This window comes from Phormidium tenue FACHB-1052 (genome assembly GCF_014696675.1).
Lineage (GTDB): Bacteria > Cyanobacteriota > Cyanobacteriia > Phormidesmidales > Phormidesmidaceae > Nodosilinea > Nodosilinea tenuis_A.
Genome location: NZ_JACJQN010000017.1, coordinates 113,606 through 125,949, shown reverse-complemented (window position 1 = coordinate 125,949; position 12,344 = coordinate 113,606). Strand labels below are relative to the sequence as shown.

12 protein-coding genes are annotated in these 12,344 nt (G+C 58.3%); 7 read left to right on the top strand and 5 right to left on the bottom strand.

Annotation, left to right across the window (positions count from 1 at the left end; translation table 11 throughout):
* Positions 1–96 precede the first annotated feature (96 nt).
* A complete protein-coding gene (gene rdgB, locus H6G07_RS20950; protein WP_073610158.1) occupies positions 97–699 on the bottom strand; it encodes an RdgB/HAM1 family non-canonical purine NTP pyrophosphatase in 603 nt (200 codons plus the stop codon).
* 268 nt (positions 700–967) lie between these two features.
* On the opposite strand from rdgB, the gene H6G07_RS20945 reads away from it, so the two are divergent.
* Entirely contained in the window at positions 968–2,722 is a 1,755-nt protein-coding gene (locus tag H6G07_RS20945) for an ABC transporter ATP-binding protein (protein ID WP_073610159.1), read from the top strand.
* Positions 2,723–2,794: 72 nt separating this feature from the next.
* Entirely contained in the window at positions 2,795–3,475 is a 681-nt protein-coding gene (locus tag H6G07_RS20940; protein WP_073610160.1) for a DUF4033 domain-containing protein, read from the top strand.
* Positions 3,476–3,556: 81 nt separating this feature from the next.
* Here the strand turns inward: H6G07_RS20940 and H6G07_RS20935 are convergent, their stop codons facing one another.
* Positions 3,557–3,841, bottom strand: coding sequence for a hypothetical protein (locus H6G07_RS20935; RefSeq protein WP_171973071.1), 285 nt, complete (start codon positions 3,839–3,841; stop codon positions 3,557–3,559).
* A gap of 286 nt (positions 3,842–4,127) precedes the next feature.
* On the opposite strand from H6G07_RS20935, the gene H6G07_RS20930 reads away from it, so the two are divergent.
* From H6G07_RS20930 to H6G07_RS20920, 3 genes are all read left to right on the top strand, one after another.
* Entirely contained in the window at positions 4,128–5,150 is a 1,023-nt protein-coding gene (locus H6G07_RS20930) for an ABC transporter ATP-binding protein (RefSeq protein WP_073610162.1), read from the top strand.
* A gap of 112 nt (positions 5,151–5,262) precedes the next feature.
* Positions 5,263–6,075 carry an ABC transporter permease gene (locus H6G07_RS20925; protein ID WP_073610163.1) on the top strand — a complete coding sequence of 271 codons (813 nt, stop codon included), beginning with the start codon at positions 5,263–5,265 and terminating at the stop codon, positions 6,073–6,075.
* A 52-nt stretch (positions 6,076–6,127) separates the two neighbouring features.
* Entirely contained in the window at positions 6,128–7,687 is a 1,560-nt protein-coding gene (locus H6G07_RS20920; protein WP_073610249.1) for a GldG family protein, read from the top strand.
* A 44-nt stretch (positions 7,688–7,731) separates the two neighbouring features.
* Here H6G07_RS20920 and H6G07_RS20915 read toward each other — a convergent pair whose 3' ends face one another.
* Positions 7,732–8,388, bottom strand: a complete 657-nt coding sequence (locus tag H6G07_RS20915; protein ID WP_073610164.1) for a DUF8692 domain-containing protein — start codon at positions 8,386–8,388, stop codon at positions 7,732–7,734.
* A gap of 326 nt (positions 8,389–8,714) precedes the next feature.
* Between H6G07_RS20915 and H6G07_RS20910 the strand changes: the two genes are divergently transcribed.
* Positions 8,715–8,924, top strand: coding sequence for a hypothetical protein (locus H6G07_RS20910; RefSeq protein WP_073610165.1), 210 nt, complete (start codon positions 8,715–8,717; stop codon positions 8,922–8,924).
* Positions 8,925–8,993: 69 nt separating this feature from the next.
* Positions 8,994–10,157: a Holliday junction branch migration DNA helicase RuvB gene (gene ruvB, locus H6G07_RS20905; RefSeq protein WP_073610166.1), complete on the top strand. Its 1,164-nt coding sequence runs from the start codon at positions 8,994–8,996 to the stop codon at positions 10,155–10,157.
* Between the two features lie 68 nt (positions 10,158–10,225).
* Here ruvB and H6G07_RS20900 read toward each other — a convergent pair whose 3' ends face one another.
* Positions 10,226–11,242, bottom strand: coding sequence for a pentapeptide repeat-containing protein (locus tag H6G07_RS20900; RefSeq protein WP_073610167.1), 1,017 nt, complete (start codon positions 11,240–11,242; stop codon positions 10,226–10,228).
* Positions 11,243–11,316: 74 nt separating this feature from the next.
* Complete coding sequence (locus H6G07_RS20895) at positions 11,317–12,084, bottom strand: hypothetical protein (RefSeq protein ID WP_073610168.1); 768 nt, start codon at positions 12,082–12,084, stop codon at positions 11,317–11,319.
* Between the last annotated feature and the right edge of the window lie 260 nt (positions 12,085–12,344).

The following is a 12,344-nucleotide window of genomic DNA, read 5'->3' as shown; positions in this document are numbered from 1 at the left end:
GGCGATAGTCCAAGACTCGCCCATGGGGCGATCGCACACCAGTTTCCACTCAACCCTAGTTCCCAGTAACCCTAGGATGACCCAGCCCCGGTTAGGTCATCCTGGGGTTAACTGCTTTAAAGCGGGCATCAGTTGGCCAAAGGCAATGCCCCGATGGCTGTTGGCATCCTTTTGCTCGGGCGACATCTCAGCAAAGCTCTTGCCCAGGGCAGGAATATAAAAGATCGGGTCGTAGCCAAAGCCCCCAGCGCCACGGGGGGCCAGCAAGATCTCGCCGTGGCAGATCCCCTCTGTTTCAAGCACGATGTCGCCTTGGGGGTTGGCCAGGGCTAGGGCGCAGACAAACTGGGCGCTGCGATCGGTGCCGGAATCGCTTTGTCCCCCGATAGCTTCGGCCAATTCCTTCAGCAGGCGATCGATTCTGGCCGCATCGCTGTCGGCGTAGCGGGCCGAGTAGATGCCGGGGGCACCGCCGAGGGCGTGGACTTCTAAGCCCGAGTCATCGGCGATCGCCCACTGGCCCAAGGCCTTGGCGACCCCAGCCGCCTTAAGCCGCGCATTTTCTAAAAACGTGGTGCCGGTCTCTTCTATATCAATCGCATCGGGTTTCAGCTGAAGCTCCCAGCCCAGCTCACCCAGATACACCTGCATCTCTTTTAGCTTGCCGGGATTTCCGGTGGCAACAATAACCGTGGGCATCGGCACATATTCCCCAAACGTAGGCCATGGGTCGATTGTAGTGCCTTGCCCCGCCAGGCAGACGATACACGCTGAGCGAATGGGCAGCGGCCCCCAAATGCCGCTCTGGCCTAAGAATTATTCCAGCTCATCCCCATTGAGAATTCCAATCAGGGGACGTAACGCCCCCCGGCCAAGCTTTCTGGCCAAATCCCTAGACGCGGTCTTACCGGGAACACTCTAAACCTGGTAGCGTGGTGAACAGTATGCCATTGCAAAGGTTTTGCCCTTGAATCCCGAGCGCCCCTCCCAAGGCTCCAACTATTGGACGCTTGCCCCCTACGTACGGCGCGAGTGGCGCACTATAGCCCAGGCGCTGTTGGGCACCATTATTTTTGTTTCCTTCTGGCCTATCCTGGCCTGGCTGTCGGGGAATATTCTGGAGCAGTTGGCGGCAGGCAATGTACCGGTAGTGTCCCGCTTTATTGCCATCACCATGGCCGGGTTCGCGCTGCAAAAAATCGGCCAATATATTCAAGACTCACTGATGGCTAAGGCCGCTCTAGAGGTTGCCTTTAATCTGCGCCGCGATGTCTACACCCACATCCACCGCCTGAGTCTCACCTACTTCGAGCGCAGTCAAACCGGGGACTTATCCTACCGCTTGACCGAAGACATCGATCGCATTGGCGAAGTCGTCCAAAAGCTGTTCCACGACTTTTTACCCTCGGTGCTGCAATTGGTGGTGGTGCTGGGCTACATGGTCTACCTCAACTGGCAGCTCACCCTGACGGCGGTGGTGTTAGTGCCCATTTTGGCCATTCTGGCGGGCTGGTTTGGGGAGCAAATGCTGAAATTTTCGCGGCGCAGCCAAAACCTGGTCTCTGACCTCTCGTCGCTGGTCACCGAAGTGTTTAGCGGCATTCGCCTGGTGCGGGCCTTTGCCGCCGAAGACTACGAAGTCGAGCGCTTTACCCAGGAGGCCGAAAAAAACCGCCAGGCTAAATACAAAGCCGCCTGGCTCCAGGCGGTGCAGTATCCGGTGGTAGGCTTTACCTACGCCGTGGTAGTAATGCTGATTTTGCTGGTGGGCACCTGGCAAATTTCCCAGGAGAATCTCACCGGGGCTTCCTTTGGCAGCTACGTGGTCGCGGCGCTGATGCTGATTGACCCGGTCAACCACGTCATCATTAACTACGGCGAATTTAAGCAGGGGGAAGCCTCTGTCGATCGCGTCATTGAGCTGCTCAATATCGAACCGGCAGTGCGGGAGCTGCCCACCGCCACCGACCTGCCCAAGGTCACCGGGCGAGTTGAGTATCGCAACGTCACCTTTGGCTACGAAGCCGACGAACCCGTACTGCGAAATCTCGACCTGCTGGCTCTCCCCGGCGAAAAAATTGCCCTGGTAGGCTCCTCCGGCGCGGGCAAATCCACTCTGGTCAACCTGCTGCCCCGGTTCTACGACCCCCAGGCCGGCCAGATTTTCATTGACGATGTGGATGTGGCTACCGTCACCCTGCGCAGCCTGCGGCGACAGATCGGCATTGTGCCCCAGGAGACAACGCTGTTTTCGGGCACGATCGCCCAAAATATTGCCTTTGGCCAAAAAGACTTTGACATCGAAGCAGTCGAAGCGGCGGCCCGCATTGCCAACGCCCACGACTTCATCAGCCAGTTTTCCCAGGGCTACTACACCTGGATGGGGGAACGGGGCGTGAATCTCTCGGGGGGGCAGCGGCAGCGGGTGGCGATCGCCCGGGCCGTCCTGCTCAACCCCCGCATTTTGATCTTGGATGAGGCGACATCAGCCCTGGATGCCGAGTCTGAAGCGTTAGTGCAGGAGGCGCTGGAGCGGTTGATGAGCGATCGCACCGTCTTTATCATCGCCCACCGGCTAGCCACCGTGCGCGATGCCGATCGCATTCTGGTGATGGAAAAGGGCCAGGTGATTGAAGCGGGCACCCACAGCGAACTGCTGGCCAACCAGAGCCGCTACGCCCAGTTCTACGCCCAGCAGTTTGCGGGCAGCAGCCAGGGGTAGAGAATTCACCCGCTCCTGTCACTCCGCCCACTCAAGTATTAATCTGGAGTAAGTAATTATTCCTGGTTTACCATGGCATCGCCCCCGGCCACGGGCCTTGGCCCCACCTCAGAAAAAGCGGTTTATCAGGATAGTGTGGGCGATCGCCTGTTCATCTGGCTGTTTAGCCGCAAGATGGCCAAGGCTGTGGGAAAAGACACTACCCGCAGCGGCTACGACGGCTTTGTCGATTTATCCACCCAGATCATGCAGGGGCGCAATGCCCAGCAGCAGCAGGCGCTCGTTGCTGTGGTGCTCAAGTCGCTGGTGCCCGCCCAAGTGCTGTGGCTGATTCGCAACCTGTTTTCGCCCACCCAGCTCGTCTGCGAACTCAACGCCTGGTTTGCCACCCTGCTGTTTGAGTGGCTGGTCGGCCCCTGCGAGGTCAAGACCGTAGAATTTACCGATGCTCAGGGACGAATCCGCCAGCAGCGCAGCGCCGTCCACATCAAAAAGTGTCGCTACCTGGATGAAAGCCGCTGCGTCGGCATGTGCGTCAACATGTGCAAGTTGCCCACCCAGCGCTTCTTTACAGAAGACTTCGGCATTCCCCTCACGATGGTGCCAAACTTCGAAGACTTTAGCTGCGAAATGATCTTTGGCCAACCCCCGCCGCCCCTGGAGACTGAGGATGCTTACAAACAGCCCTGCTTAATTGATCACTGCTCGCTCGCGACCCGCGATCCGCAACCCTGCCCCAAGGTCAGGAACTGAGAGCGTCGTCCAAGGTCTGCTCATACTCTTCAAGTGCTGCCAACACTGCTTCCAGCTCTTGTCGGGTTGCCTCGCTAGGGTCTAGTTGATATCGGATTTGAGCTTTCTGGTAGCGTACTTCCTGTCGATTTCGTCGAGCTTCTTGTCGATCTCGGCGAGCTTCTTCTCTCTCTCGGCGAGCTTCGCGTTCTGCTCTTTTAGCCTCGCGTTCTCCTGCTTCAGCCTCGCGGTTTCCTTCTCGATTTCGACGGTTCCACTCAACGCCGAAATTAGCCAGTGCAGCCAGGAGGGCTGCCACAGTGAGTCGGTTGCTCCAGGTTTGGGGCTGGGCGACGATGCTGAGGAATCGGAAGTCTTGTTCGTCATAAAAACGCAGGAACGCGATAGCGATTACTAGTATCGTAACCAGACTGCCGGGCAGCAAGCCCAGAAAGTTGATCCACACCTGACGCTTGAATAGTTCCATTCTAAGCTACGGCCTTTGGCCCAATGGATTCGGCCATTGTAGTAGAGGGTAGCGAGCGCAGGGTGAGGGAGATGGGGAAGGTAGGAGGGAACAGATTAGATTGAGTCACTTAAACGCAATGGAAGGAAAAATCGCTACTGTAATCAGCAGTACAATATCCACTGGTTTGCTGGCGATTTTACACCCATGATTGAAGTTGAGCATTTGAGTAAGACCTACGGGTCTACCACAGCCATTCAAGACATCACCTTTGGGGCACAGCCTGGGGAGATTCTCGGCTTTTTGGGGCCGAATGGGGCGGGTAAAACCACCACCATGCGAATTTTGGCAGGGTACTTGCCAGCATCTGAAGGCACGGCCCGCGTGGCCGGGTACGACGTGCATACCAACTCGATGGCGGTGCGACAGCGGATTGGCTACCTGCCCGAGTCGCCGCCGCTATATCCCGATATGACGGTGCAGGGTTTTCTCAACTTTGTGGCCAAAATTAAGGGCGTGCCCGCCGATCTGCGTCAAAAGCGGGCCGACATTGCCATGGATCACTGCGGTTTAACTGACAAGCGCAAGGTGCTGATTCGCAAGTTGTCGAAGGGTTACCGACAGCGGGTGGGCATTGCCCAGGCCATCATTCACGACCCGCCAGTGATTATTTTGGATGAGCCGACGGTGGGTTTGGATCCGCGCCAGATCAACGAGGTGCGGCAGCTGATCAAAGGGCTGGCGGGTAGCCACACCATCATTCTCTCCACCCACATTTTGCCGGAGGTGAGCATGACCTGCGATCGCGTCACCATCATCAACCGGGGTCAGGTCGTCGCCACCGACACCCCCGACAACCTCACCACCCGTCTCTCTGGCGAAGCCGCCTATGAACTGGAGATCAAAGGGGATGTGGACAGAGCCCAGCGCTTGTTAACTGAGCTATCCCCCGTGCGCCAGGTGACTTTACTGGGGCCAGAGCACCTGCCGGAGTATCATCACCGGCTGCGGGTGAGCGCAGACGCCGATCGCGCTTTGGGAGCTATTATGTCTGCCGCCCTCGTCAACGCCGGTCTCGAACTCCACGAACTCCGCCGCCAGCAAGCCACCCTCGAAGACGTCTTCCTCAACCTCACCACCACCGAACCCGCTACGGGAGCAACAGCAACGCCCGAAGCCCTCGCTGAACTCCCCACAGTCGAGCCAACGCCAGAAGAATTCGAGACCTAACCCTTTTAGTTTTTGGGTTTCCCCCCATCCTCCCCACCTCCCTCATCTCCTCACCCCCTACCCATCCACACTCCCACTCCCCTCCCCATCCACCCATCCCCTCTCCCCGCCCATGACCCTTCTCTTCAAAAACATCCTCGCCATCTACCAGCGAGAGCTGCAAAGCTACTTCGCCTCGCCTCTGCCGTATATCATTGCCGCCGTGTTCTGGCTGCTGGGGGGCTTTTTCTTAGTGGCGATTCTGCTGGGGCCGCAGGGCATTTTGGCCCAGGCGGCGATGGCCGACCAGGCGGTGCAGATGGGCATGCCTCCCTCGCCCCCCTTTGATGTGGCCTACGAGTTCAACAAAGCCTACGTGGGGCTGCTGGGGTCGCTGTCGATGTTTGTGCTGCCGATGCTCTCCATGGGGCTCTACGCCGACGAGCGCAAGCAGGGCACGCTGGAACTGCTGGCCACGTCACCCGTCACCAACTGGGCGGTAGCCCTGGGCAAGCTGCTGGCAGTGGTGAGCTTCTATATTGCGATGGTACTGCCGCTGATGGTGTGCCAGTCGATCGCCCTAGGGGCTGCGACTCCGCCCACGGGGTCAGGAGTATTTTTGTTGTCGCACCTTGGGCTAGTGCTGATGGCAGCCAGCGTATTGGCCCTCGGCATGTTCATCTCGTCGCTAACGGAGAGCACCGTGCTGGCGGCGATTATGACCTTTGCGCTGATCTTGCTGCTGTGGCTGGTGGATGCGGTGGCTCAGGGGCTGCCAGGGGTGGTGGGTAGCGCGATCGCCCATCTATCCCTACTTAAGCATTTCACCGACTTTACCGAAGGCATTTTCGACACCGGTGGCCTGGTGCTGTTTCTCTCATTCATCGGGCTGGGGCTGTATCTCACGGCTCAGTCCATCGAAACGCTCCGGTTCCAGCGGTCATAGTGTCCAATCAGTCCAGTTAACGTCAGCAGGTTAGTAGTAGCGAGTAATGGCGATGAAATCGTTGGCGGCCTACCAAAAGTATTTGAAATACCTGGCTTTTCCGGGGCTAGCTCTGGTGACGGCGGGGTTAATTGCCGGTATTGTCGCCGGGTGGACGCTGTTGCCCGCAGGACTACTGATTGGGGGCATTGGCCTACTCTTGCTTGGGCTGGTGCTGGGCAACTACGGGCAGGGTCGGTTTTGGGCGCAGCGCTCCACCGAGGCGGGGGCCAACGCTCTGATCTCTACTCTGGCGGTGCTGGCCATTCTGGGCTTGGTGAACTTTTTGGCAGTGCGCTATGCCAGCCGAGTAGACCTCACCGAGAACCAAATCTTTACCCTGGCTCCCCAGTCGCAACAGGTAGTACAGACCCTAGAAAACCCCACTCGCATCGTCGTCTTCGACCCGCTGCCCAACCCCCAGGACCGCCAGCTGCTCGAAAGCTACCGCCAGGCCGGGCCGCAGTTTACCTTTGACTACGTCAACCCCTACAACGACCCCCGTCAAGCCCAGGAATTCGGCGCTACCCAAACGGGCATGGTGTTTGTAGAAAGTGGCGAGACCCGCCGCTTTTTGCAGAACGTTGGCCCCAGCGAGCGGCTGTCGGAGCGCACATTGACCAATGCGCTCGATCAGGTGGTGAGCGCTCGCCCCCTCACCGTCTACTTCACCCAGGGCCACCAGGAGTTCACCATCGACGGCAGCGACACCGGCTTTTTGCAGGCCGCCACCGCCCTCGAAGACAAAAGCGCCGTGGTGCAGCCCCTCGACCTTTCTCAAACCAGCACAGTGCCCGAGGATGCCAGCGTGGTGGTGGTGGCTGGTCCTGCCGCCGAATTCTTTGAGCCTGAAGTTAACGCGCTGCAAACCTATCTCAATGGCGGTGGCAGCCTCATGCTGCTGATCGATCCGCGCACCAGTCCTGGCCTCGACACCCTGCTCGACCCCTGGGGCATCACCCTCGACGACCGCATTGTGCTGGATACTTCCGGCAGTGGGCAACTCGTTGGCCTCGGCCCCGCCGCCCCCTTAGTCACCGACTTCGGCGACCACCCCATCACCCGCGACTTTACCGGCGGGCGATCGTTCTTTCCGCTGGTGCGCCCCGTCAATGTCGAAGAGGTGCCGGGGGTCACGGCAACGCCTATTTTGCAGAGCAATCCCCAAAGCCGGGCCGAGGCCCTTTCCACCGAAGGCGAGCTGCAATACGACGAAAACGCGCCGCCCTCTGGCCCCTACACCCTTGGGGTTGCCCTCAGTCGCCCGGTCGAAGGAGCGACCCCCGCCGAAGGTGAACCGCCACCGGAGTCGCGTCTAGTCGTGATTGGCAACGCCACCTTTGCCACCGATGGCCTCTTTGAGCAGCAGCTCAATGGCGATGTCTTTCTCAATGCCGTGAGCTGGCTGGGGCAGCAGACCGACGCCACCCTCTCCATTCGCCCCCGCGAAGTCACCAACCGCCGCATTACCCTGACGGTGCAGCAGCAGATTGGTCTCGGGGTATTTGCCCTGCTGGTGCTGCCGGCTATCGGACTTGGTCTAGCTGTGCTGATGTGGCTACGGCGGCGATAGAACGCCTGCTCAGGCCGGCTGGAAGGCAAAAAGCAGAGACGGCATTAGGGATGTTTGAGCCTTTGCGTCTGGGAAGGTAAGACCTGCTGGGCGAAACAGGCTATGGCATAGAGAATAATGGTTTCACCTAGGAGTTCTGCCAATTCCTCTAGGGTGATGCGGAGATGTTCGATTACAAATACGGTTTCAGATGAGAAGCGGGTAGATAGCGCTGGCGCGATCGCATCCTTGGCCAGCTCGGCCCCAAACCCGCCCAGCAAGAAGATTACTAGCCCCGCCAGCCCCCAGAGCACCGTGAGCCGGTGGGTACGCCATAGCCAGACTAAATCTCTAAATCCCAACACCACAATCGCCATCAAGAGGCTGAGGTAGATCAATTTCCAGTCCACCTGCCCCAGGGTGAGGTGGAACTTGAGCAATTCATCCACAGCGCCGAAGAAACAGAGCAGTGCTAACGTGCTGGGCAACAACCAGGACGGCTTAGACATGGGCCGTCGATGGCGCAGCAAACCCACACAGAGAAGCCCGATAGCACTCAGCAGGATCGCCTGTAGCCAAGAGGGCAGCGATCGCAACCCGTCAAAGTCAAATGGCCCCGCCTCGCCCCGTAGACCAATCAGGGCCAAATAGGCGAAAGCCAGCCCTACCTCAAAGCCAATCAGGGCGATCGCGGCCTGTCTTAAAAATTTTGGTGCGGGCATAGCTATATTCGCTAAATCACTTGGCCCAGCTTGCCCTTAGAGCAGAAGTAACGGCCATCGGATTTAGTCGGGTTTGGTCGGTAAGACCCGCAGGCACGGACAGGTTGGTTACCCCACAAGCCCCAGCAAGGCGATTGCATTTGCACATTGCGTTTGCACATCGGCAGATAACTCCTGAATTTAGAGCAGAATTTTTCAGAAGTTTTTCCCCTGGCGCAGTTAGGACATTCGTTCCATGCTGTTGGTGTGTTCTCTGCTGTTGAGCGAGTCTTCAGCCCAATCTGGAGATTTCCCTGGTTGCCCGTTTACCCATTAGGTGTGTAGCCATGACTGTATCTACCCTCACCCCGCCCAGCGTGCAGTGTCCCGAGTGCGGTGTTCACAGCATTGTGGAATATAAGCCCACGGTGTACCACTGCCTCAAATGCGATTTTGAAAAAGACCTGAGCCTCTCCCCAGAACCAAAACCTACGGGCCTGGGATCAGTGATCTTGGGCATGCTTGGCTTTAGCCTCGGTCTGCTCATCCTGCTGTAGAGCCAGCCAATGGCTTGATAGTGCAAATGCACCACAGTATCATGGGGGGGCCGCCCCCTAGGCTCCCCTATGGCCATTGTTTCTTCTCACACGTCCGACGATTCGGCCAAGCCCAAGCGGGCTCAGTCTAAGCTGCCAGTCCAACCCGCCGAAGCGGCTGATCTACAGCCGCTGCTCTCCCTAGTCAAGGGTGGAGAGATGCAGCCAGAAGATTTGGGGGATGAACCAGATACCCAGGCACCATCGTCAACTGCCCCTGAAGACACCCTGCGGCCCCAGCGACTGCAAGACTACATTGGCCAGGCATCCCTTAAAGAAGTCCTGGGCATTGCCATTCAGGCGGCTCAGTCGCGGCAAGAGCCGCTCGACCATTTGCTGTTGTATGGGCCGCCAGGGTTGGGCAAAACCACCATGGCGCTAATTTTGGCCCAGGAAATGGGGGTGACCTGCAAAATCACCACGGCCCCTGCCCTAGAGCGGCCTCGCGATATTGCTGGACTGCTGGTCAATCTCAAGCCAGGGGATGTGCTGTTTATTGACGAAATTCACCGGCTGCCCCGGGTCACCGAAGAAATTCTTTACCCGGCAATGGAAGACTCGCGACTGGATATCACCATCGGCAAAGGGCAGTCGGCCCGCACTCGCAGCATTCCACTGTGCCCCTTTACTCTGGTGGGAGCAACGACGCGGGTAGGGGCGCTGAGCTCGCCGCTGCGCGATCGCTTCGGGCTGATCCAGCGGCTGCGCTTCTACGAAATCGATGAGCTTAAGCCCATTGTGCTGCGCACCGCCGACGTCTTAAAAACTCCCATCGAACCCGCCGGAGCCGAAGAAATTGCCCGCCGCGCCCGAGGCACACCCCGCATCGCCAATCGCCTGCTGCGGCGAGTACGCGACTATGCCGAAGTGAAGCGGGCAGGCCCCATCACCGCCGCCCTAGCCGCCGAAGCACTAGAACTTTTTAACGTTGACCCCTGCGGCCTCGACTGGACCGATCGCCGCCTGCTGTCAGTGATGATCGAAAACTTTGGCGGTGGCCCCGTTGGTCTCGACACCATGGCCGCCTCCACCGGCGAAGACCCCCAGACCATTGAGGAAGTCTACGAGCCTTACCTGCTGCAAATTGGCTACCTACAGCGCACTCCCCGGGGCCGAGTGGTTACCCTTGCCGCCCGCCGCCATCTAGGCTACGACGAGACGCCTGGTGACGGTAGCCAGATGGCATTGCTGTGAGCCGAGGATAGGGGCAAAGGCATAGGGTTTTAGGGTCACCCCTCTAACCTCGCAACCCATTCTCACGCCTAGGCTGACTGACCATCAAAGGTAATCTTTCCCACTAAGTCTCCTGGCGTGTCGATAATCGCCTGCATCAGGTTGGTTTGGTTGAGATTAGCCCCGGTCAAGTCGGTTCCCAGCAAGTTCGCTCCCAATAGGTTTGCTCCGCTGAGGTCAGCGTCGGCTAGACAAGCACCCCACAGATCAGCGTGCATGAGGTTGGCCCCAGAGAGGTCAGCCCTGCTGAGATCTACCCCAGTTAGCCTGGCTCCACTGAGGTCAGCACCCCACAGAGATGCGCCAGGGGCCAGGTAGTGCAGCGTTTCAGGCACCTGGAACCCTCGCGGAAACTGGGTGCTATCGGAGTAAAGGGCACCGTCTAAATTGGCATGGGCTAGCTGACATCCGCGCAGATTGGCCCCGATCAGATTGGCCTGGCCCAGGTCGCTATGTCGCAGGTCTGACCCGCGCAGGTCGGCTAGCATCAGCGTGGCCTGACGCAGATCAGCGTAGCGCAGGTCGCTATCGCCAATCAGAGCGCTGAGCAGGTTGCTGCGTCTCAGCACCGCGCCAAACAGCTGGCTATTCACCAGTAGCGCCCCGCTGAGGTCAGCAGCGGTTAAGTCGGTGCCCCCCAGATCGCGCTCTCGCAAATCTTTGGTCGCCAGGGCAGCCCCCGGTGCTAGGCTCCACATCCGGGCCTGCCCAGGGTTAAACCCTTCAGGAAACTGGGTTTGAGCATTGTAGAGAGCACCTTCTAAACGCGCATTGTCAAGGTCGGCTCCGGTGAGCACAGCCTCCCGTAGATCGGCCCAACGGAGGTCGGCTCCCACCAGTTTGGCGTTAGAGAACTGGGTCTGCTTTAGGTTAGCCCGACGAAAGTTAGCCTGGGTGAGATTTGCCCCGCTAAAATCAGCCCCCCAGAAATCGACCCTGGCTAAACTCCAGTGGTTGAGGTCGGCTCCAGCTAGATTTATGCCGGTAAAGTCTCGCTCCCCCTCCACAAAGGCCGTCCAAAGATTTTCTAGCGTTTTGAGATTCATGCCTGCGTATTGCTCAACATTGCCTAGGAACATCGTTAGTGATCAACCGACTTTTGCCTATTGGGCTTGCACCCCTAGCTCGTGGCTAAACGCCCTAGCCAAGGAACGGCCTGCTGCGGTCGTTCGGACTGATGGATCCAAACCACATAGCCGTTGTCATCCCAGGTGGCAAGGGCGCGTTTGCCTTGCTGATGGAGTTGTTGTACCAAGGTTCGAGCTTTGTCTAAATCGGGGCGGTTGCGGTAATAGCGGTAGTACTCACCCTCAATGGCAAGGGCCAAACTGCGACACTGATCGGCACCTTGAATGTGGTAAAGCACCTGCTCATCCATAGGGCTAGACATCAGCTCCCCATTGGCCTGGACATCAGGGGTAGCCGACAGCAGACTATCCCAGTCAAGGGTTAGGGCCGCGTTAGCGGTAGTTGCAGTCAGCGCGGCGGCGTGGCTGACTGCAGCCGGGTCAGGAGAAGGCGATTGGATGGGATCGGCGGTAGGCAGGCGATCGCCCCCAAAGTCCTCCTGCTGGTCATCCGCTAGCAGAACCTGATCGAGCAACCCCTGATGGCGCTGCATTCGGCCCTGCCGAACACGCATGGCCTTAGCGGTACCGACTCCGATCGCAACGCTCGACAGGATGGCAAAGCCAATGTAGCGGATCGAAAATTCCTTGTGCTGATTGGTGATCAGAGCTGAGTCGACCCAGTAGCTGAGGGGCTGGGGTAGCTGCTCCGAGAGCTGGACGGCGCGATCGGAGGCCATCGGCCAGGTAAGCGCCGCAAACCCAGCACTAGAGGCTAGCAGCGCTGGCAAGACAATACGACGAAAGGGAGAGTTATTCATAACAGAGAACACACTGAGGTGAATAAATCACCCCCCAGGAGATCTCCTTCAGAATACGCAATAGACCAGCAAGGAACTGCGAATTCACCGATGGTACTCTGTGATACTTTGATGAAACCTTAGGACTATGTCCGTATAAATACGGACATGCTGGCTATCTGCTTGAAAAGCTAGGATCCTTTACAAGGAAAGGCTTAACTCCTATCAAAACTTGATGCGATCGCTCCTGATCGGTGCTTTTGCCTTTGAGTATTGGAACA

What these genes read in the sequence shown, in the direction of transcription:
- H6G07_RS20900 (WP_073610167.1), bottom strand. Translation starts at nt 11,242, where the DNA reads ATGAATCTCAAAACGCTAGAAAATCTTTGGACGGCCTTTGTGGAGGGG.
- H6G07_RS20925 (WP_073610163.1), top strand. Translation starts at nt 5,263, where the DNA reads ATGACCCTTCTCTTCAAAAACATCCTCGCCATCTACCAGCGAGAGCTG.
- H6G07_RS20930 (WP_073610162.1), top strand. Translation starts at nt 4,128, where the DNA reads ATGATTGAAGTTGAGCATTTGAGTAAGACCTACGGGTCTACCACAGCC.
- H6G07_RS20915 (WP_073610164.1), bottom strand. Translation starts at nt 8,388, where the DNA reads ATGCCCGCACCAAAATTTTTAAGACAGGCCGCGATCGCCCTGATTGGC.
- H6G07_RS20895 (WP_073610168.1), bottom strand. Translation starts at nt 12,084, where the DNA reads ATGAATAACTCTCCCTTTCGTCGTATTGTCTTGCCAGCGCTGCTAGCC.
- rdgB (WP_073610158.1), bottom strand. Translation starts at nt 699, where the DNA reads ATGCCCACGGTTATTGTTGCCACCGGAAATCCCGGCAAGCTAAAAGAG.
- H6G07_RS20940 (WP_073610160.1), top strand. Translation starts at nt 2,795, where the DNA reads ATGGCATCGCCCCCGGCCACGGGCCTTGGCCCCACCTCAGAAAAAGCG.
- H6G07_RS20935 (WP_171973071.1), bottom strand. Translation starts at nt 3,841, where the DNA reads ATGACGAACAAGACTTCCGATTCCTCAGCATCGTCGCCCAGCCCCAAA.
- ruvB (WP_073610166.1), top strand. Translation starts at nt 8,994, where the DNA reads ATGGCCATTGTTTCTTCTCACACGTCCGACGATTCGGCCAAGCCCAAG.
- H6G07_RS20910 (WP_073610165.1), top strand. Translation starts at nt 8,715, where the DNA reads ATGACTGTATCTACCCTCACCCCGCCCAGCGTGCAGTGTCCCGAGTGC.
- H6G07_RS20920 (WP_073610249.1), top strand. Translation starts at nt 6,128, where the DNA reads ATGAAATCGTTGGCGGCCTACCAAAAGTATTTGAAATACCTGGCTTTT.